The organism is Stenotrophomonas sp. 2201_Sma, from assembly GCF_056486685.1.
The window spans coordinates 2,843,619-2,860,995 of the sequence record NZ_CM151329.1 but is presented as its reverse complement, the minus strand read 5'-3'; the positions used below and the strand labels follow the sequence as shown (position 1 = coordinate 2,860,995).

The window sequence follows — 17,377 nt, the reverse complement described above, 5'->3', positions numbered from 1 at the left end:
TCCAGCAGGAGGGGAGGTGCCGGCTCAGAGGCCGGCCCAGGCTTCCACTTCCTCGACGAAATGGTGGACGTCCAGGTAGCGGTTGTAGAGCGGGGTGGGGGAGATGCGGATCACGTCCGGCTCGCGCCAGTCGCCGAGCACGCCGACCGAGCGCAGGTGCTCGAACAGGGCGCGGCCACGCTCGCGGCCGGCGATCACCCGCAGCGAGAGCTGGCAGCCGCGCCGGTCCGGCTCGGCCGGGGTGACGATGTCGAGCACGTTGGCCAGGCGCGCGCGCACCAGGGCTTCGAGCATGCCGGTCAGTGCCAGCGACTTGCTGCGCAGGGCGTCCATGCCGGCCCGTTCGAACAGGTCCAGTGAAGCGCGCAGCGGCGCCAGGCCGAGGATCGGCGGATTGCTCAGCTGCCAGCCTTCGGCGCCGGTGGCGGGCGTGAACTGCGGGGACATCTGGAAGCGGGTGGCTTCGTCATGGCCCCACCAGCCGGCGAAGCGTGGCAGGGTGCTGTCACGGTGGTGACGCTCGTGCACGAACGCCCCGGCGACGGCCCCCGGGCCGCTGTTGAGGTACTTGTAATGGCACCACACGGCAAAGTCCGGCGCCACATCGTGCAGGCGCAGGGGCAGGTTGCCGACCGAATGCGCCAGGTCGAAGCCGATGCGCGCGCCCTGCAGGCGTGCGGCGCGGGTGATCGCATCGAGGTCGAAGGCCTGGCCGGTGCGGTACTGCACGCCTGGCCACAGCACCAGAGCCAGGCGAGGGCCATGCGTGGCGATCGCGCGTTCGATCGCGGTCATCGAGATCGTGCCGCTGGCTTCGTCCGGCTGCACCTCCACCAGGCAGTCGGCCGGGTCGAAGCCATGGAAACGGATCTGCGCTTCCACCGCGTGACGGTCCGTCGGGAAGGCGCCGGCTTCCATCAGGATCACCAGTCGTTCCCGGGTTGGCCGGTAGAAGCTGACCATCATCAGGTGCAGGTTCACGCTCAGCGTGTTCATCGCCACCACTTCGCTGGGCAGCGCACCGACCACCCGCGCCAGCTGCGTGCTGACCAGGCGGTGGTAGGACAGCCATTGGGTGGGGCCGGTGAAGTGGCCTTCCACTGCCAGTTCAGCCCATTGCTTCATCACTTCCTGCACCGCCGCCTGTGCGCCGCGCGGCTGCAGTCCCAGCGAGTTGCCCACGAAGTAGGTCTGCTCGCCGCCGCCGTGGCGCGGAATCAGGAATTCACTGCGCAGCGGCCGCAACGGATCCGCGGCGTCGAGAGCGATGGCATGGGTGCGGTTCAGCAGGTCGGACATGGTCGGGCAACAGGCTGCAACGGGGCTGCCAGTGTAGCGCCTGGGGCCTGCGTGATGCCGCGCAGTACGCTCGCCGGGCATGGCCCGGCGCTACCCGGAGATCACGCGCATCGGCCATGCCGGGCCATGCCCGGCGGGTGCATCAGCAATCGCAGCACCGGTAGCGCCGGGCCATGCCCGGCGGATGCATCGGCAATCGCCATGCCCGGCGATCGATCAGTCCGCCGCCGGTGCCGGCAACGGGTCGATGTGGCCGCATTTGCCGCAGGTACGCAGTTCCAGGCTGGCGTGGTAACGCGCGAAGACCTTGGGCAGGTCGGTTTCGATGTTCTGCAGCGCGAAGAACTCCTCATGCAGCTTGTGGTTGCAGCGCTCGCAATGCCAGATCACACCGTCCATCTCGTGCGGCAGCCGCCTGCGTTCCACGACCAGCCCGACGCCGCCCGGTGGCCGGCGCGGCGAGTGCGGCACCTTCGCCGGCAGCAGGAAGATCTCGCCGGCACGGATCGGGATGTCGCGGACCGCGCCATCCTCCTGGACCTTCAGCACCATCTCGCCCTCGAGCTGGTAGAACCACTCGGGGCCTTCGTCGTAGTGATAATCGGTCCGCGAGTTCGGCCCGCCGACCACCATGACGATGAAGTCGCCGTTGTCGATCATCTTGTTGCCCACCGGCGGTTTCAGCAGGTGACGATGTTCTTCGATCCAGGCGTGCAGGTTGATCGGTGAGGCGAGCATGGTCGGGCTCCGTGGGGGATCAGTCGCGCTTGCCCTTGCGGGGGACATAGGAAAGCGCTTTCTCGTAAGCCGGCTGCAGATCGTCCGGCGAGCCGACATCGATGCCCATTTCGCGCACGCGGCCATCCTTCAGGCTGTAGACCCAGCCATGCACCATCAGCTTCTGGCCGCGTGCCCAGGCGTCCTGCACGATGGTCGAGCGGCACAGGTTGGCGACCTGCTCGATGACATTCAGCTCGCACAGGCGGGCATGACGCAGCTCGTCGGTCTCCAGCGCATCGATGATCGCCGCGTGCTTCTGCATCACGTCGCCGACGTGGCGCAGCCAGTTGTCCGCCAGGCCGACGCGGGTGTTGTGCAGGCAGGCATGCACGCCGCCGCAACCGTAGTGGCCCACGATGAGGATGTGCTTCACCTTCAGCTGGTCTACCGCGTACTGCACCACGCTCAGGCAGTTCAGGTCGGTGTGGGCGACCACGTTGGCGACGTTGCGATGCACGAACACTTCGCCCGGTGCCATGCCGATGATCTGGTTGGCCGGCACGCGCGAATCGGAGCAGCCGATCCACAGGTATTCCGGGTGCTGCTGCTTGGCCAGCTGATGGAAGAACTCGGGATCTTCCTTCTCGATGCGGTCGGCCCAGTCGCGGTTGTTCTGCAGCAGCTTGTGGATGTCTTTCATGTTCGGGTCCCTGACCTCGGTGGGGGCAAGTCGCGGCTGTCCGGCCGCGTCGTCGCGGGAGTCGGTGCGTTCAGCCGCTGCTGGCGGCCTTATCGCGGAACCAGCGCATCCACTGCGCCAGTTCGGTGGAAGGTGGGGCGTGCAGGCGATCCAACGCGTCGATCACCGCCTGCTGGTTGGCATCGGGATGGTTCTGGCTGAGCTTCAGTTTCAGCTGTACCTGTTCGACGTGGAAGTGGAACCCGACGATGGCGCGCAGCTCCGGGCCGTGCTCGGGACGATCAGCCTCGAACCGCCACTGCTGGCCGACGCTGGCTTCAAAGCGGTCGCTGATGTCGCCGACCAGCTGGGCCAGCGCATCGGTGCCGTCGAACGGCTGCAGCTGTCCGCGCAGCTCGGCAGCGGCATAGTTCCAGGTCGGAACGCGTGCCGCCGGTTCCTTGTCCGGATACCAGCTGGCCGAGACGTAGCCATGGGGGCCATCGACCAGCACCTTGGCGGTGCCTTGGCGACGCGACTGCGGGTTGGCCCGCGCCCAGTGGCCGCGCAGTTCGATGCGCTGGCCATCACGCCGGTACAGCACCGGCACGCGGGTCAGCTCGGGCAGGCCGTCGTCACCGGTGGTGAGCACGGTGACGAACGGATCGCGCGCCAGCAGGCGGTCCAGCCAGATCAGATCGGTCTCGGCGAAGGCGCGCGGAGTGAACATCGGCCTGGGCTCAGGCGCGCCCGCCCAGCGATTGCACCATGCGCCCACGCAGGCCCTCGTCGCTGTCGGCGTGCGGTGGCTGCACCTCATGCAGGCTGAAGCCGCGCACCAGCGCATCTTCTTCGTCCAGGCCGTCGAATTCGACGAAATCGGCGTCGAACAGCTGCGCGCGGGCAGTGTCCTCGCTGTCGTAGCTGAGGGTGTTGCCATCACTGTCGAGCACTTCGGCCGTGCCGGCCGGGCGCACGCGCAGGCGGGCCCAGATCAGGGTGTTGCCGAGGCTGGCCAGCCACCAGCTGTCGTGCGGGGCGGAGAGATCGTTCATGTAGGCGTTACCAGAGCGAAGCCAGCCAGAGCAGGGCGGCCATGCCCAGTCCGGCCAGCAGGGTCAGCAGCGAAACCCAGGCCGGCGTCGCCAAACCGGACAGCGAGCGATCCGGCTGCTGCCGGTAGTCGCGGCGCAGCAGCCAGGCCAGGGCATCGGGCTTGAGGAAGGCGCCGCTGCCGAAGCGCTGTGCCAGCGCCGGATGGCGGTCACGCACGTGCACCAGGGTCAGCGGCCAGAAGATCACGAAGGCACTGAACCCGGCCACTGCGACGCCGACAAAGCAGAGGGCGAAGAACAGGGTCATGGGGGCAGTACCTCCGTGGTCGGTGGTGGGGCTTAGAAGTCCGCGCTGCCGGGAGCGCGCGGGTAAGGAATCGCATCGCGGATGTTGGACAGGCCGCAGACGTACACCACCAGGCGCTCGAAGCCCAGGCCGAAGCCGGCGTGCGGCACCGAGCCGTAGCGACGGAAATCGCGGTACCAGCTGTAATGCTCACGGTCCAGGCCGAACTGGGCCATGCGCGCGTCCAGCACGTCCAGGCGCTCTTCGCGCTGGCTGCCACCGATGATCTCGCCGATGCCCGGCGCCAGCACGTCCATCGCGGCGACGGTCCGGCCGTCGTCGTTCAGGCGCATGTAGAACGCCTTGATGTGCTCGGGGTAGTTGGTCACCACCACCGGGCGGCCGACGTGTTCCTCGGTCAGCCAGCGCTCGTGTTCGGTCTGCAGGTCCAGGCCCCATTCGACCGGGAAGTCGAACTTCCGGCCCGACTTCTGCAGCAGGCTGACTGCATCGGTGTAGTCGATGCGCTCGAACGGCGCGTTGATGAAGTCTTCCAGCTTGGTGATCGCGTTCTTGTCCACGCGTTCGGCGATGAAGGCCAGATCATCGCTGCGCTCGTTCAGCACCGCGCGGAACAGGTACTTGAGGAACTCCTCGGCCAGGCGCGCATCTTCGGCCAGGTCGGCGAAGGCGATCTCCGGCTCGATCATCCAGAACTCCGCCAGATGGCGGGTGGTGTGGCTGTTCTCGGCGCGGAAGGTCGGGCCGAAGGTATACACCTTGCTCAGGGCCAGGCAGTAGGCCTCGACGTTCAGCTGGCCGGACACGGTCAGGAACGTCTCCTTGCCGAAGAAGTCGCGGCTGAAATCGATCGCGCCCTTCTCATCGCGCGGCAGGTTCACCATGTCCAGCGTGGACACGCGGAACATCTGGCCGGCGCCTTCGGCGTCGGAGGTGGTGATGATCGGGGTGCTGATCCAGTTGAAGCCGTTCTCGTGGAAGAAGCGGTGCACGGCCTGGGCCAGGCAGTTGCGGATGCGGGTGACCGCGCCGAACAGGTTGGTGCGCGGGCGCAGGTGCGCCACTTCACGCAGGAACTCCGGCGTCATCGGCTTGGGCTGGATCGGGTAGGTGAGCGGGTCTTCGACCCAGCCGACCACCTCGACCGCACTGGCCTGGATCTCGAACGACTGGCCCTTGCCCTGCGATTTCACCAGGATGCCGGTGGCCACCAGCGAGCAGCCGGTGGTGAGGCGCTTGATCTCGTCGAAGTTGACCAGGGTGTCGTTGGCTACGACCTGGATCGGGGCGAAGCAGGAGCCGTCGGTCACATTCACGAAGGCCAGATTCGCTGAACCGCGCACCGTGCGCACCCATCCGCGTACCGTGACTTCGCCGCCTTCCGGGATCTTCCCGGCAAGCGCATGTTCAACGCTGACCACCGTCATGACTTGAATCCTCTGCTGATCGACTCGATCTGTGAACACGGGAGTTTACCGGTTGCAGCGTTCTGCTTGCGAGGCATTTCTGCGGCCCAAGCCTCCCTATAATGTCCCTGTTCCTCTGGAGTAGTCCCATGGCTGTCAGCCTGACCCCCATTGCCTTTGAGCGCGTGCAGCGCTTCGTCGCGCAGACCCCTGGCGCGCTGGGCCTGCGCTTCGGCGTGACCAAGACCGGCTGCTCCGGCTGGGGCCACGTGACCGACCTGGCCCGTGACGAGCGCGAGGGCGATACGGTGTTCGACCAGGACGGCGTGAAGATCTACGTCGATGCACAGAGCCTGGCACTGGTCGACGGCACCGTGATCGACTTCGGCAAGCACGGCCTGAGCGAGACCTTCACGTTCAGCAACCCCAACGCGACCGCCGAGTGCGGCTGCGGCGAGAGCTTCACCACCGACGCCGACAAGGCCTGAGGGCCGCTTCCCCGGGTCCTGCCGGCCGGTCCTCGGGCAGGTCCCGGTGCTACCGGGTTCAGGTTCGGCCACGGTTGCCCGGTTGTCCCATCTGCGCCATAATGCGCGGCTTCCTGCCTTCCTGGCGGGAACCCTTGCCCCACCGCGGTCTCAACGGCGGGGGGCTGTCCGGCCGCAAGGCCACATCCGAAAGGTAGAAAAAACATGAGTCGTCATTACGAAATCGTGTTCATGGTCCATCCGGACCAGAGCGAGCAGGTCCCGGCCATGATCGAGCGCTACAAGTCGCTGGTCGAGAACGGCAACGGCACCATCCACCGTCTGGAAGACTGGGGCCGCCGCCAGCTGGCGTACCCGATCCAGAACCTGGTGAAGGCGCACTACGTGCTGCTGAACATCGAAGCCGACCAGGCCGTGCTGAACGAGCTGACCGAAAGCTTCCGCTTCAACGACGCCGTGCTGCGCAACCTGGTCATCAAGCGTGACGAGGCTGACACCGAGCAGTCGCTGATCATGAAGAGCAAGGACGAGAAGGGTGACAAGCCGGAGCGCGGTGAGCGCCGTCGTCGTGACGACGAAGAAGGCGAGTCCACCACCACCGCTGACAACGAAGCCGGCGAAGACGCCGCTTCCGCCGCCTAAGGAGCCTTCCCATGTCCAAGTTCTTCCGTCGCCGCAAGTTCTGCAAGTTCACGGCTGAAGGTGTCAAGGAGATCGACTACAAGGATCTCAACACCCTGCGCCAGTACCTGACCGAGAACGGCAAGATCGTGCCGAGCCGCGTCACCGGTACCAAGTCGAAGTACCAGCGTCAGCTGGCGACCGCCGTCAAGCGCGCTCGCTTCCTGGCCCTGATTCCGTACACCGACAACCACGACGTCTGATGCCCGGCGGGGTGGCCGCGTGCCGCCCCGTTGTGCCAGCTATTCGGACAGCCTTTGTTGCGGGGCATCGCCTCGCTAACGAATAACTTATCTGGAGTAAAACCATGCAGCTGATCCTCCTGCAGAAGGTCACCAACCTCGGCAACCTGGGTGACCTGGTCACCGTCAAGCCGGGCTACGGCCGCAACTTCCTCGTGCCGCAGGGCAAGGCCGTGCCGGCCACCGAGAGCAACAAGGCAGAGTTCGAAGCAAAGCGCGCCGAGTACGAAGCCAAGGCCCAGTCCATCCACGCCGAGGCTGAAGCCCGCAAGGCGAAGCTGGAAGGCGCGAGCGTCACCATCGCCGCCAATGCTTCGACCGAAGGCAAGCTGTACGGCTCGGTCGGCCCGCGCGACATCGCCGAGGCCTTCACCGCCGCCGGCCTGCCGCTGGAAAAGAGCGAAGTCATCCTGGGCGAAGGCGCGTTCCGCAACATCGGCGAGTACGACGTGCTGATCCACCTGCACGCCGACGTCGAGACCACCGTCAAGGTCGTCGTCGAAGCCGAAGCCTGATCCCACGCCGCAAGGCCTGGCATCACCGCAGAACGGGCGCCCGCGAGGGTGCCCGTTTTGTTTTGTCGGCCCGCCCGGCGGGCGCGCGGGCCCCGATGTTCCACGCCCATTCGTAGAACACGGCCACATCGGTATACTCAGGGCGTCACACCCGTTCCACGGTCGGCGATCCCAGCAGGATCAATGACTTGGAGGGTAAACGCAGGCCGCTTGCCGGCCCCAGTCCGGAACCCCTATGCGTCTTTCCACGATCAAGCTGTCCGGCTTCAAGTCTTTCGTCGATCCGACCACCCTGCATCTGCCGACCAACATGACCGGCGTGGTGGGGCCCAATGGCTGCGGCAAGTCGAACATCATCGACGCCGTGCGCTGGGTCATGGGCGAAAGTTCGGCCAGCCGCCTGCGCGGCGACTCGCTGACCGACGTGATCTTCTCCGGTTCCAACGCCCGCAAGCCCGTCTCGCAGGCCACGGTCGAGCTGATCTTCGACAACTCCGACCACACCATCTCCGGCGAGTACGCCTCGTTCAACGAGATCTCGGTCAAGCGCACGGTCAGCCGCGACGGCACCAGCAACTACTACCTCAACGGCACCAAGTGCCGCCGCCGCGACATCACCGATCTTTTCCTGGGGACCGGCCTGGGCCCGCGCAGCTACTCGATCATCGAACAGGGCATGATCAGCCAGATCATCGAGGCGCGTCCCGAGGATCTGCGCGTCTACCTGGAAGAGGCGGCCGGAATCTCCAAGTACAAGGAGCGGCGCAAGGAAACCGAAACCCGCATCCGCCACACCCGCGAGAACCTTGATCGCCTGGGCGACCTGCGTGAGGAGATCAGCAAGCAGCTCGAGCACCTCAAGCGCCAGGCCCGGCAGGCGGAGCAGTACCAGGCGTTGCAGGAAGAGCGCAGGGTCAAGGATGCCGAGTGGAAGGCGCTGGAATTCCGAGGCCTCGATGGGCGCCTGTCGAAGCTTCGCGAGGGCCTGTCGCAGGAAGAAACCCGGCTTCAGCAGCTGATCGCGGACCAGCGCGACGCCGAGGCCCGCATCGAGACCTCGCGCACGCGCCGCGAGGAAGCGGCCGACGCACTCAATACCGCGCAGGCCGCGGTCTACCAGGTCGGTAGTACCTTGGCCCGACTGGAGCAGCAGATCCAGCACCAGCGCGAGCTGTCGCAGCGCCTGCACAAGGCCCGCGACGAGACGCGGCAGGCATTGGCCGAGCTGGGCCAGCACATCAGTGGCGACGAAGCCAAGCTGATGGTGCTGCGCGAGGCGGTGGACGCCGCGACCCCGCAGCTGGAGGCGCTGCAGGAAGAGAACGAGATCAAGCAGGAAAGCCTGCGCGAGGCCGAAGCCCGCCTGGCCGACTGGCAGCACCGCTGGGAACAGCACACCTCACAGAGTTCCGAGGCCTCGCGCGCCGGCGATGTCGAGCGCACCCGCGTGGACTACCTGGACCGGCAGATCCTCGATGCCGACCGGCGTCGCGAGGCGCTGGCCGCCGAGCGTGCCGGGCTGGACGTGGACGCGCTGGAAGAAGCCTTCGAGCAGCTGCACCTGCAGCACGACACGCAGAAGACCGCACTGGACGAGCTGAGCGAACAGGTCGAGCAGCGCAAGCAGGGCGTGGCGACCGTGCAGGAACAGCAGCGCAACGGTCAGAACGAACTGGCCGAGCTGCGCAAGCAGGTCAATGGCCTGCGCGGTCGCCTGGCATCGCTGGAAACCCTGCAGCAGGCCGCACTCGGCCAGGAGCAGGGCGCCGCGGTTGCCTGGTTGAAGGCGCGCGGGCTGGATTCGGCCGCGCGCGTGGGCGAGCGCCTGGATGTCGATGCCGGTTGGGAAAATGCGGTGGAAAGCGCCCTCGGCCAGCTGATCGAAGGCGTGCTGGTGGACGACCCGGCAGGCCTGGTCGATGCGCTGGGCGAACTGGGCGAAGGCCGCATCGCACTGGTGTCTGACGATGCCAGCGATCTGGACGTCGCCGCGACATCGCTGGCCGCGCGCGTGCGCGGACCGACGGCGATCCGACGCCTGCTGGCGCATCTGCATGGCGCGCGGGATCTGGACGAGGCCCGTGCCCTGCAGGCCCGGCTGCCCGCCGGTGATTCGATCATCACCCAGCGCGGCGAGCGTCTCGGCCAGGGCTGGGTGCGCGTGTCGCGCTCCGGTGCGGCCAAGCAGGGTGCGCTGCTGCGCGAGCGCGAGATCAATGAGCTGCGCGAGCAGATCGAACAGCTGCAGAACCGTGAGGTCGAGCTGGAAGATCAGCTGTCCGGCTTCCGCGAGCAGCTGCTGGCCGCCGAACAGCAACGCGAAGATGCGCAACGGGCGCTGTACCTCGCGCATCGTGCGGTATCCGAGCTGGCAGGTCAGCTTCAGGGCCAGCAGGGAAAGGTGGAGGCCGCACGCACGCGCATCGATCGCATCGAAGGCGAGCTGAGCCAACTGCTGGAGACCCTCGAGGTCAACCGCGAGCAGGCGCGCGAGGCACGTTCGCGGCTGGAGAGTGCCGTCAGCAGCATGGGCGACCTGGAATCGACCCGGCAGGCCCTGGAAAGCGAACGCCGGCAGCTGGCCGAAGCACGCGACCTCGCCCGCGAAGCCGCACGGGCGGTGCGCGAACGCGCGCATTCGCTGGCACTGACCCTGGAATCGCAGCGCGCACAGGTGGCATCGCTGAGCCAGGCGCTGGAGCGCATGAGCACCCAGCGCGGGCAGCTGGATTCGCGCTTGGGCGAACTGCATTCGCAGCTGGACGAGGGTGATTCGCCGGTCGAATCGCTGCAGGCCGAGCACCAGAATGCGCTGGAAGAGCGCGTGCGTGCCGACCGTGTGCTGGCCGAAGCGCGTACTCTGCTTGATGGCATCGACGCCGAGCTGCGCAATTTCGAACAGACCCGCCACCAGCGTGATGAGCAGGCGCTGGCGCAGCGCGAGCGTATTTCCCAGCGGAAGCTGGACCAGCAGGCCCTGGTGCTCAGTGCTGACACCCTGCAGGCTGCGGTGGAGAAGGCTGGCTTCGTGATGGCCGACCTGCTCAACGCATTGCCCGAGGACGCCCGCCTGGGGGACTGGGAGCAGGCCGTGCACCAGATCGACGGTCGCATGCGCCGGCTGGAGCCGGTCAACCTGGCGGCGATCCACGAGTATGGCGAGGCATCGCAGCGGTCGGAGTATCTCGATTCGCAGCATGTGGACCTGACCACGGCGCTGGAGACCCTGGAAGACGCCATCCGCAAGATCGACCGCGAAACCCGCGGCCGATTCAAGGATACGTTCGACCGGGTCAACGCCGGTGTGCAGGCCCTCTATCCGCGCCTGTTCGGCGGTGGCCATGCCTATCTGGAACTGACCGGTGAAGATCTGCTCGACACCGGCGTGACCATCATGGCGCGTCCGCCGGGCAAGCGCGTATCCAGCATCTCGCTGCTGTCCGGCGGCGAGAAGGCGATGACCGCGGTGGCGCTGGTGTTCGCGATCTTCCAGCTCAATCCGGCGCCGTTCTGCCTGCTGGACGAAGTGGACGCACCGCTGGACGAGGCCAACGTGGGCCGCCTGGCCAACATGGTCAAGGAAATGAGCGAGAAGGTGCAGTTCCTGTTCGTCAGCCACAACAAGGCGACGATGGAAGCTGCGCAGCAGCTGTCGGGCGTGACCATGCGCGAGCCGGGCGTCAGCCGCCTGGTCAGCGTGGACCTGGAAGAGGCCGCGCGATTGGCGGGCGCGGCCTGACGTGCCATCCTAGTTACCTGAATGAACTAGCCGGAGAACCTATCGAATGTCCGACACGGCACTGTTGCGCATCGGCATCCTGGCCGCCGGCCTGCTGTTGATCGCCGCGATCTTCCTGTTTGGCCGTCCGAAGAAGAAGCCCCAGGGCCGCCGCGTGGAAGGCACCGAACCGACCAGCAGCGAGCGCCGCGAACCGGTCCTGGGCGAGGACGGCGTACCGTTGGCCGATACCCGCCTCGATCCGGCACTGGGCGAAGAGGGTCAACAGGCCGAACTGGGCCTGGCCGACACCGACGCCGGCGCGGCCAGCGACCTGGGCAAGCGCGCCACCCAGGATTTCGACAAGATCGTCTCGCTGTTCGTGGCCGCACGGGCCGGCGAGCAGCTGCGGGGCGAGGACATCGTCGTGGCGGCCGAGAAAACCGGTCTGGTGTTCGGCCACATGAACGTGTTCCATCGTCTGGTGGAGGGCCATCCGGAACGGGGGCCGATCTTCTCGATGGCCAGCATCATGAAGCCGGGCAGTTTCGACATGGCCAACATCCGTGCCATGGAGACACCGGCCATCGCCTTCTTCCTGACCCTGCCGGCGCCGCTGACCGCGCTCGATGCCTGGGAGAAGATGCTGCCGACCGTGCAGCGCATGGCCGAGCTGCTCGATGGCGTGGTGCTGGACGACAGCCGCAACGCGCTCGGCCGCCAGCGCATCGCCCACATCCGTGACGAGCTGCGTGCCTATGACCGCCAGCACCAGGCGCCGCCCCTGACCAAGACCCCGCGCTGGTAAGCGCGGTCATCCCGGGTATGCCGACCCACGGTCGGCACCCACCACCACGGCAGATCCATCGCCTGCGTGGATGAAGTCAGGAAGGCACCCCGGCGACCTGGGCGAACGCGGCGCGGAACGCTGCCATCTCCTCCTCGGTGCCAACGGTCACACGGACGCGCTGTGGCCAGATCGGCCAGCTGCGGCCGATCACCACGCCCTGTGCGGCCATCGCCCCAGCAAAGGTGGCACCGTCGCGCTGGACGTCCACCACGAAACAGTTCGCTTCCGACGGCAGGCAGCTGAAGCCGCGCTTGCCCAGCCAGGCGATGGTCGCCTGCCGGATCTTCGCGTTCTGCAGACGGCGCTGCGGAACCAGCTGCGGATCGTGCAGGCTGGCCAGGGCGGCGGCCAGCGCCGGCACCGGCAACGGGTTGTCGCCGAGGCTGCCCAGCTCGCGCAGGCGATCGGGATGGGCCGCTGCCACGCCCAGGCGCAGTCCGGCCATGCCATACAGCTTGGAGAAGGTCCGCAGCACGATCAGGTCATCGCGCTCGGCCACCTGCGCGATCAGGCTCGGCTGGTCGCTGTACTGCAGGTACGCTTCGTCCACCAGCACCCGGGTTCCGGCGGGCTTGCTGGCCAGCAGCCAGGCGAGCTCGGCGGGCGGGCTGATCGAACCCGTGGGGTTGTTGGGGTTGCACACATACATCAGCCCGGTCGGTCGCGCGTGCGCGGCAGCCACCATCGCGCGCACATCGTGCGCGCCGTCGCTGCGCAGAGGCACTCGGCTGACGTGTGCGCCCCGCGCGGCGGCCACGTCGCCAATCGCCTCGAAGGTCGGATCAGCCACGACCAGGCCCTGCTGCGGGCCGGTCCAGATTGCGGCGGCGCGGTTCAGGGGCTCGCTGGAGCCCGGGTACAGGCGCAGGTGATCGGCACTGACGCCGCTGTGTTCGACGAATGCATCACGGACCTGTGCCGCCAGCTCGAAGCGGTAGCGGCCGCAGCGCGCGATGCTGTCGCGAGCGGCCGATTGCGCAGCGGCGGAAGGCCCATACGGGCATTCATTGAAGTTCAGCAGCACCGGCCCATCGGCGCGCGGCGACGCGGGAGCCGCAGCCGGGGCGGTTTGCGCGTATCCCAGGCCCGGCAGGCCACTGCCGGCGACGGCGAGGCCGGCACCGGCCAGCTGCAGGAAGCGACGACGGGAGGCAGGCAGGGTCATGGGCAGGTTTCCGGAGGGCGGCCGATGCACGCTAGCGCTGCCGGTGGAGGGCGGCAAGCCCGTCTTTCGCGGAGCGGGGCCCGGCACTGCCGGGGCGGGGACGTTACAGGGCATGATGGCCCGGCGCGGTAGAATCCCCAGCCGCCCCAGAATCACCGATCACGATGAGCCCCAGCCCCGCCGAACGCGTCGATGAACTCCGCCGGCAGATCGCCCAGGCCAACCGCGCCTATCACGAGCTGGATGCGCCGGAGATCCCCGACGTCGATTACGACCGGCTGGTGCGCGAGCTGGAAGCACTGGAACGTGCGCACCCCGAACTGGCCCGCGCGGACAGCCCGACCCAGCAGGTCGGCGCGCGTCCCTCCGGGCGTTTCGCTGAAGTCCGCCACGCGGTGCCGATGCTGTCGTTGTCCAATGCCTTCAGCGATGAGGAGGTGACCGACTTCGTGCGCCGCATCGACGAACGCCTGCGACGCGGTGCCGCGCGCTTTTCGGCGGAGCCGAAGATGGACGGGCTGGCGATCAGCCTGCGCTACGAGGATGGACATTTCGTTCTGGGTGCGACCCGCGGCGATGGCACGACCGGCGAAGACGTCACGGCCAACCTGCGCGAGATCGGCGACATCCCCCGGCGTCTGCACGGCAAGGGCTGGCCGGACGTGCTGGAAGTGCGCGGTGAGGTCTACATGGCCCGTGCCGACTTTGAAGCCTACAACGATCGCGCGCGGCTGCATGGCGGCAAGGTACTGGCCAACCCGCGCAATGCGGCGGCCGGGGCGCTGCGGCAGCTCGACCCGAAGATCAGCGCACAGCGCAAGCTCAGCTTCTTCGCCTACGGCACCGGAGAAGTGCAGGGCGGCGAACTGCCCGATACCCATTCGGGCACGCTCGCGCAGCTGGGTGCCTGGGGCTTCCCGGTCAGCGATCTGTGCAGGGTGGTGGAAGGTGCCGATGGGTTGCTGGCCTACTATCGCGATATCGGCGCACGCCGCGATGGCCTGCCCTTCGACATCGATGGCGTGGTCTACAAGCTGGACGACCGCGCTGGCCAGCAGGCGATGGGTTTCGTCTCGCGCGCACCGCGCTGGGCCATCGCGCACAAGTTCCCGGCGCAGGAACAGAGCACCACGCTGGAAGCGATCGAGATCCAGATCGGCCGCACCGGCGCTGCCACTCCGGTCGCGCGCCTGGCTCCGGTCGCCGTGGCCGGCGTGATCGTCTCCAACGCAACCCTGCACAATGCGGACCAGATCGAGCGCCTGGACGTGCGGGTGGGTGACAGCGTGATCGTGCGCCGTGCCGGCGACGTGATTCCCGAAGTGGTCAGCGTCATCCTCGACCGCCGGCCGCCGGGCACCACGCCGTGGCAGATGCCCACGCGCTGCCCGGTCTGTCGCTCGGAGATCGTGCGCGAAGAGGGCGCGGCCGCGTGGCGCTGCTCCGGTGAGTTGTCGTGCCCGGCGCAGCGCAAGGAGGCCATCGCCCATTTCGCTTCACGTCGCGCGATGGATATCGATGGCCTGGGTGACAAGTACATCGAAACCCTGGTGGATGCCGGCATCGTCAAGGGCGTGGCGGACCTGTACCGGCTCACCCGCGACCAGCTGCTGCACCTGAAGCTGGTGCTCGACGCGGAAGATCCGTCCGCGCTGGCCGCCAGCCTGGCGCCGCACCTGTCGGCCGAAGGCAGCGGCACGGTGCTCAATGCCGTGCTCAAGCTCGATGGCAACGATGTGGCCTGGCGCGCGCAGGCACTGGCGCAGCCGGCCAGCTTCGAGTGGAACACGAAGAAGATCGCGACCCGCTGGGCCGACAACCTGATCGCCGCGATCGACACCAGTCGTGCCACCACGCTGGAACGGCTGTTGTTCGCGCTGGGCATCGAACATGTCGGCGAAAGCACGGCCAAGGCGTTGGCGCAGTGGTTCGGTGATCTGGCCTTGATCCGACGGCTGCCCTGGCCACTGTTCAAGCGCGTGCCGGACATCGGTGGCGAAGTGGCACGTTCGCTCGGTCACTTCTTCGAGCAGCAGGGCAACCAGCAGGCCATCGACGATCTGCTGCAGGTCGGCCAGGTGCGCATCAGCGACGTGCATCCGCCCAGTGCGAAGCTGCGTGAGGGGCTGGACCTGGCTCAGCTGCTGGTGGAATCGGAGATCCCCGGCATCACCCGCCTGCGCGCGGAAAAGCTGGTGGCGGTGCTGCCCAGCGCGCAGGCCGTGCTCGATGCCGAGCATGGCCAGTTCGTCAATGCCGGATTGCCCGAGGACACCGCGCGCGGCCTTGCCCAGTGGCTGGAAGCGGACAGCCATGGCGTGATGCTGCTGGCTGCCGAGGAGGCGATGCAGCAGATCCTGGCCAAAGCGCCCGCGCTGACCGAAATCGTCGCCGGTCCGCTCGACGGGCAGACCGTGGTCCTGACCGGCACCCTGGCCCAGCTCACCCGCGATGTGGCCAAGGAGCGACTGGAGGCGCTGGGAGCCAAGGTGTCCGGCAGCGTGTCGAAGAAGACCCACTTCGTGGTGGCGGGTACCGAAGCCGGCTCCAAGCTGGACAAGGCGCTGGCCCTGGGAGTGCCGGTGTGGGACGAAGCGCGTCTGCTGGCCTTCCTCGCCGACCACGAATGATCACCCTGCCGGGCGTGACATGCGCCCGGCCCGAAACAGCAAAGGATTCCCGATGCAGACTGCCCCGCTGGACTTCCGCCTGGCCACCCGCGCCGACGAGGAACTGCTGATCTCGCTGATGCGCGCGTTCTACGCCGAGGACAGGATCGAGTTCGACGACGTGCGCGTGCGCCGCGGTGTCGATGCACTGCTGGCCGATCCGCGCAACGGCGAAGTACTGCTGTGGCTGGACGAAGCCGGTCAGGTGGTCGGCTATGCGGTGATCGCGATGGGCTTCAGCCTGGAGCAGGGCGGACATTTCATGCTGCTTGACGAGCTCTATCTGGGGCCGCGGGCGCGCGGCCGTGGCCGGGGCAAGCAGGCGCTGGCCATCTGCGAACAGCGTGCGCGCGGACGCGGGGTCAGCCGCCTGCGCCTGGAGGTGAACCACCACAACGAACTGGCGCGTCGGCTGTACCTGGCCAGTGGCTACATCGATGACCCCCGCGACCTGCTGACCCTGCCGCTGGATCACCCGCGCCCGGAGGGCATCCTGTGAGCGACGCCCTGCGGCGCAAACTGCAGCAGCGTGCCGCGCTGAACGCGCTGGTGCGCCGCTTCTTCGCAGAGCGTGACGTGCTGGAGGTGGAGACACCGATCCTGTCGGTGGCCGGTAATACCGAGCCCAACATCGACAGCTTCCATACCGACTTCAGCGGCCATGTCGACGCCGGTGGCCGCCGTCGCTGGCTGCGTACGTCGCCGGAGTACCCGCTCAAGCGGCTGCTGGCCGCCGGTGTGGGCGACTGCTACGAACTAGGGCGGGTGTTCCGCAACGGCGAGGCCGGCGGGCGCCATAACCCGGAGTTCACCCTGCTGGAGTGGTACCGGGTTGGCTGGGACCATCACCGGCTGGTGCAGGAAACCGCGGAGCTGGTCCGCCTGGCTCTGGGCCTGGTTGGACGCAGCGCCGGCCTGCGTGTGCTGAGCTACCGCGAGCTGTTCCAGCAGCAGGTGGGCGTGGATCCGTTCCAGACCGATGAGGCCGGGCTGCGCGCTGCGCTGGGTGACGTGCATATCGACCCGGTCGGGCTGACCCGCGACGACTGGCTGGATCTGCTGATGACCCATCGCATCCAACCGCATTTCGATGACGCGGTCATGACCGTTGTCCACGACTGGCCGGCGAGCCAGGCAGCACTGGCCCGCGTCCGCCCTGGTACGCCGCCGCTGGCCGAGCGGTTCGAGCTGTACCTGGGGGCCGTGGAGCTGGCCAACGGCTATCACGAACTGAACGATGCCGACGAACAACGGGCGCGTTTCCAGCACGACCTGCAGCGTCGTCATGCGCGCGGGCAGGTGCAGCCGGCGCTGGACGAGGCACTGCTGGCGGCGTTGCCTGCCATGCCCGCGTGTGCGGGTGTCGCGGTCGGCATCGATCGCCTGTTGATGGCGATGAACCGCACGCCCCGCATCGCCGACGTGCTGGCCTTCGATTTCGCCGACGCCTGAGCGCACGCGCTTTCTGAACCAGACAGACTGAACGGATTGCCGCGTCCGCGCGCTTGATTCAGCAAGCACGATGATGCTCTCATCACTCCCGATGCCAGACACTGGCATGGCAGTTCGTCCAGTCCTATGGG

The 17,377-nt window shown here is 67.4% G+C and carries 17 protein-coding genes; 9 read left to right on the top strand and 8 right to left on the bottom strand.

The window, feature by feature from the left end:
- Positions 1-24: 24 nt before the first annotated feature.
- From kynU to asnS, 7 genes are all read right to left on the bottom strand, one after another.
- Positions 25-1,299 carry a kynureninase gene (kynU, locus tag ACZLIF_RS13310; RefSeq protein WP_128987770.1) on the bottom strand — a complete coding sequence of 425 codons (1,275 nt, stop codon included), beginning with the start codon at positions 1,297-1,299 and terminating at the stop codon, positions 25-27.
- 216 nt (positions 1,300-1,515) lie between these two features.
- Positions 1,516-2,037, bottom strand: a complete 522-nt coding sequence (locus tag ACZLIF_RS13305; RefSeq protein WP_128987771.1) for a 3-hydroxyanthranilate 3,4-dioxygenase — start codon at positions 2,035-2,037, stop codon at positions 1,516-1,518.
- A gap of 19 nt (positions 2,038-2,056) precedes the next feature.
- Positions 2,057-2,719 (bottom strand): carbonate dehydratase, encoded by a 663-nt coding sequence (gene can, locus ACZLIF_RS13300; protein WP_065176047.1) that lies wholly within the window; start codon positions 2,717-2,719, stop codon positions 2,057-2,059.
- A 70-nt stretch (positions 2,720-2,789) separates the two neighbouring features.
- The gene (locus ACZLIF_RS13295; protein ID WP_128987772.1) at positions 2,790-3,428 is read right to left on the bottom strand and encodes an FMN-binding negative transcriptional regulator; all 639 of its coding nucleotides are present in this window, start codon (positions 3,426-3,428) and stop codon (positions 2,790-2,792) included.
- 10 nt (positions 3,429-3,438) lie between these two features.
- Positions 3,439-3,753 (bottom strand): hypothetical protein, encoded by a 315-nt coding sequence (locus ACZLIF_RS13290; protein ID WP_053515443.1) that lies wholly within the window; start codon positions 3,751-3,753, stop codon positions 3,439-3,441.
- A 7-nt stretch (positions 3,754-3,760) separates the two neighbouring features.
- A complete protein-coding gene (locus ACZLIF_RS13285; RefSeq protein ID WP_053515445.1) occupies positions 3,761-4,060 on the bottom strand; it encodes a hypothetical protein in 300 nt (99 codons plus the stop codon).
- A 32-nt stretch (positions 4,061-4,092) separates the two neighbouring features.
- Entirely contained in the window at positions 4,093-5,487 is a 1,395-nt protein-coding gene (gene asnS, locus ACZLIF_RS13280) for an asparagine--tRNA ligase (protein WP_053515447.1), read from the bottom strand.
- Between the two features lie 128 nt (positions 5,488-5,615).
- Here asnS and ACZLIF_RS13275 point away from each other — a divergent pair, with 128 nt between their 5' ends.
- The 6 genes from ACZLIF_RS13275 to zipA all read left to right on the top strand — a co-directional run bounded on the left by ACZLIF_RS13275 (position 5,616) and on the right by zipA (position 11,918).
- Positions 5,616-5,954 (top strand): HesB/IscA family protein, encoded by a 339-nt coding sequence (locus tag ACZLIF_RS13275; protein ID WP_053515449.1) that lies wholly within the window; start codon positions 5,616-5,618, stop codon positions 5,952-5,954.
- Between the two features lie 204 nt (positions 5,955-6,158).
- Positions 6,159-6,596 carry a 30S ribosomal protein S6 gene (rpsF, locus tag ACZLIF_RS13270; RefSeq protein WP_053515451.1) on the top strand — a complete coding sequence of 146 codons (438 nt, stop codon included), beginning with the start codon at positions 6,159-6,161 and terminating at the stop codon, positions 6,594-6,596.
- An 11-nt stretch (positions 6,597-6,607) separates the two neighbouring features.
- Complete coding sequence (gene rpsR / locus ACZLIF_RS13265; protein ID WP_002804494.1) at positions 6,608-6,838, top strand: 30S ribosomal protein S18; 231 nt, start codon at positions 6,608-6,610, stop codon at positions 6,836-6,838.
- 104 nt (positions 6,839-6,942) lie between these two features.
- The gene (rplI, locus tag ACZLIF_RS13260) at positions 6,943-7,392 is read left to right on the top strand and encodes a 50S ribosomal protein L9 (RefSeq protein WP_053515452.1); all 450 of its coding nucleotides are present in this window, start codon (positions 6,943-6,945) and stop codon (positions 7,390-7,392) included.
- A 235-nt stretch (positions 7,393-7,627) separates the two neighbouring features.
- Positions 7,628-11,131 carry a chromosome segregation protein SMC gene (gene smc / locus ACZLIF_RS13255; protein WP_128987773.1) on the top strand — a complete coding sequence of 1,168 codons (3,504 nt, stop codon included), beginning with the start codon at positions 7,628-7,630 and terminating at the stop codon, positions 11,129-11,131.
- 46 nt (positions 11,132-11,177) lie between these two features.
- Entirely contained in the window at positions 11,178-11,918 is a 741-nt protein-coding gene (gene zipA, locus ACZLIF_RS13250; protein ID WP_111186144.1) for a cell division protein ZipA, read from the top strand.
- Positions 11,919-11,994: 76 nt separating this feature from the next.
- Here the strand turns inward: zipA and ACZLIF_RS13245 are convergent, their stop codons facing one another.
- The gene (locus tag ACZLIF_RS13245; protein WP_128987774.1) at positions 11,995-13,125 is read right to left on the bottom strand and encodes a pyridoxal phosphate-dependent aminotransferase; all 1,131 of its coding nucleotides are present in this window, start codon (positions 13,123-13,125) and stop codon (positions 11,995-11,997) included.
- A gap of 158 nt (positions 13,126-13,283) precedes the next feature.
- Between ACZLIF_RS13245 and ligA the strand changes: the two genes are divergently transcribed.
- From ligA to epmA, 3 genes are read left to right on the top strand one after another with little or no spacing between them, the layout of a single operon-like run.
- On the top strand, positions 13,284-15,755 hold the full coding sequence (gene ligA / locus ACZLIF_RS13240) for an NAD-dependent DNA ligase LigA (RefSeq protein WP_478462638.1): 2,472 nt from the start codon (positions 13,284-13,286) through the stop codon (positions 15,753-15,755).
- A gap of 52 nt (positions 15,756-15,807) precedes the next feature.
- Positions 15,808-16,293: an N-acetyltransferase family protein gene (locus tag ACZLIF_RS13235; RefSeq protein ID WP_478462032.1), complete on the top strand. Its 486-nt coding sequence runs from the start codon at positions 15,808-15,810 to the stop codon at positions 16,291-16,293.
- A complete protein-coding gene (gene epmA / locus ACZLIF_RS13230; RefSeq protein WP_128987776.1) occupies positions 16,290-17,246 on the top strand; it encodes an EF-P lysine aminoacylase EpmA in 957 nt (318 codons plus the stop codon). The genes ACZLIF_RS13235 and epmA overlap by 4 nt, the downstream gene beginning before the upstream one ends.
- Positions 17,247-17,377 lie beyond the last annotated feature (131 nt).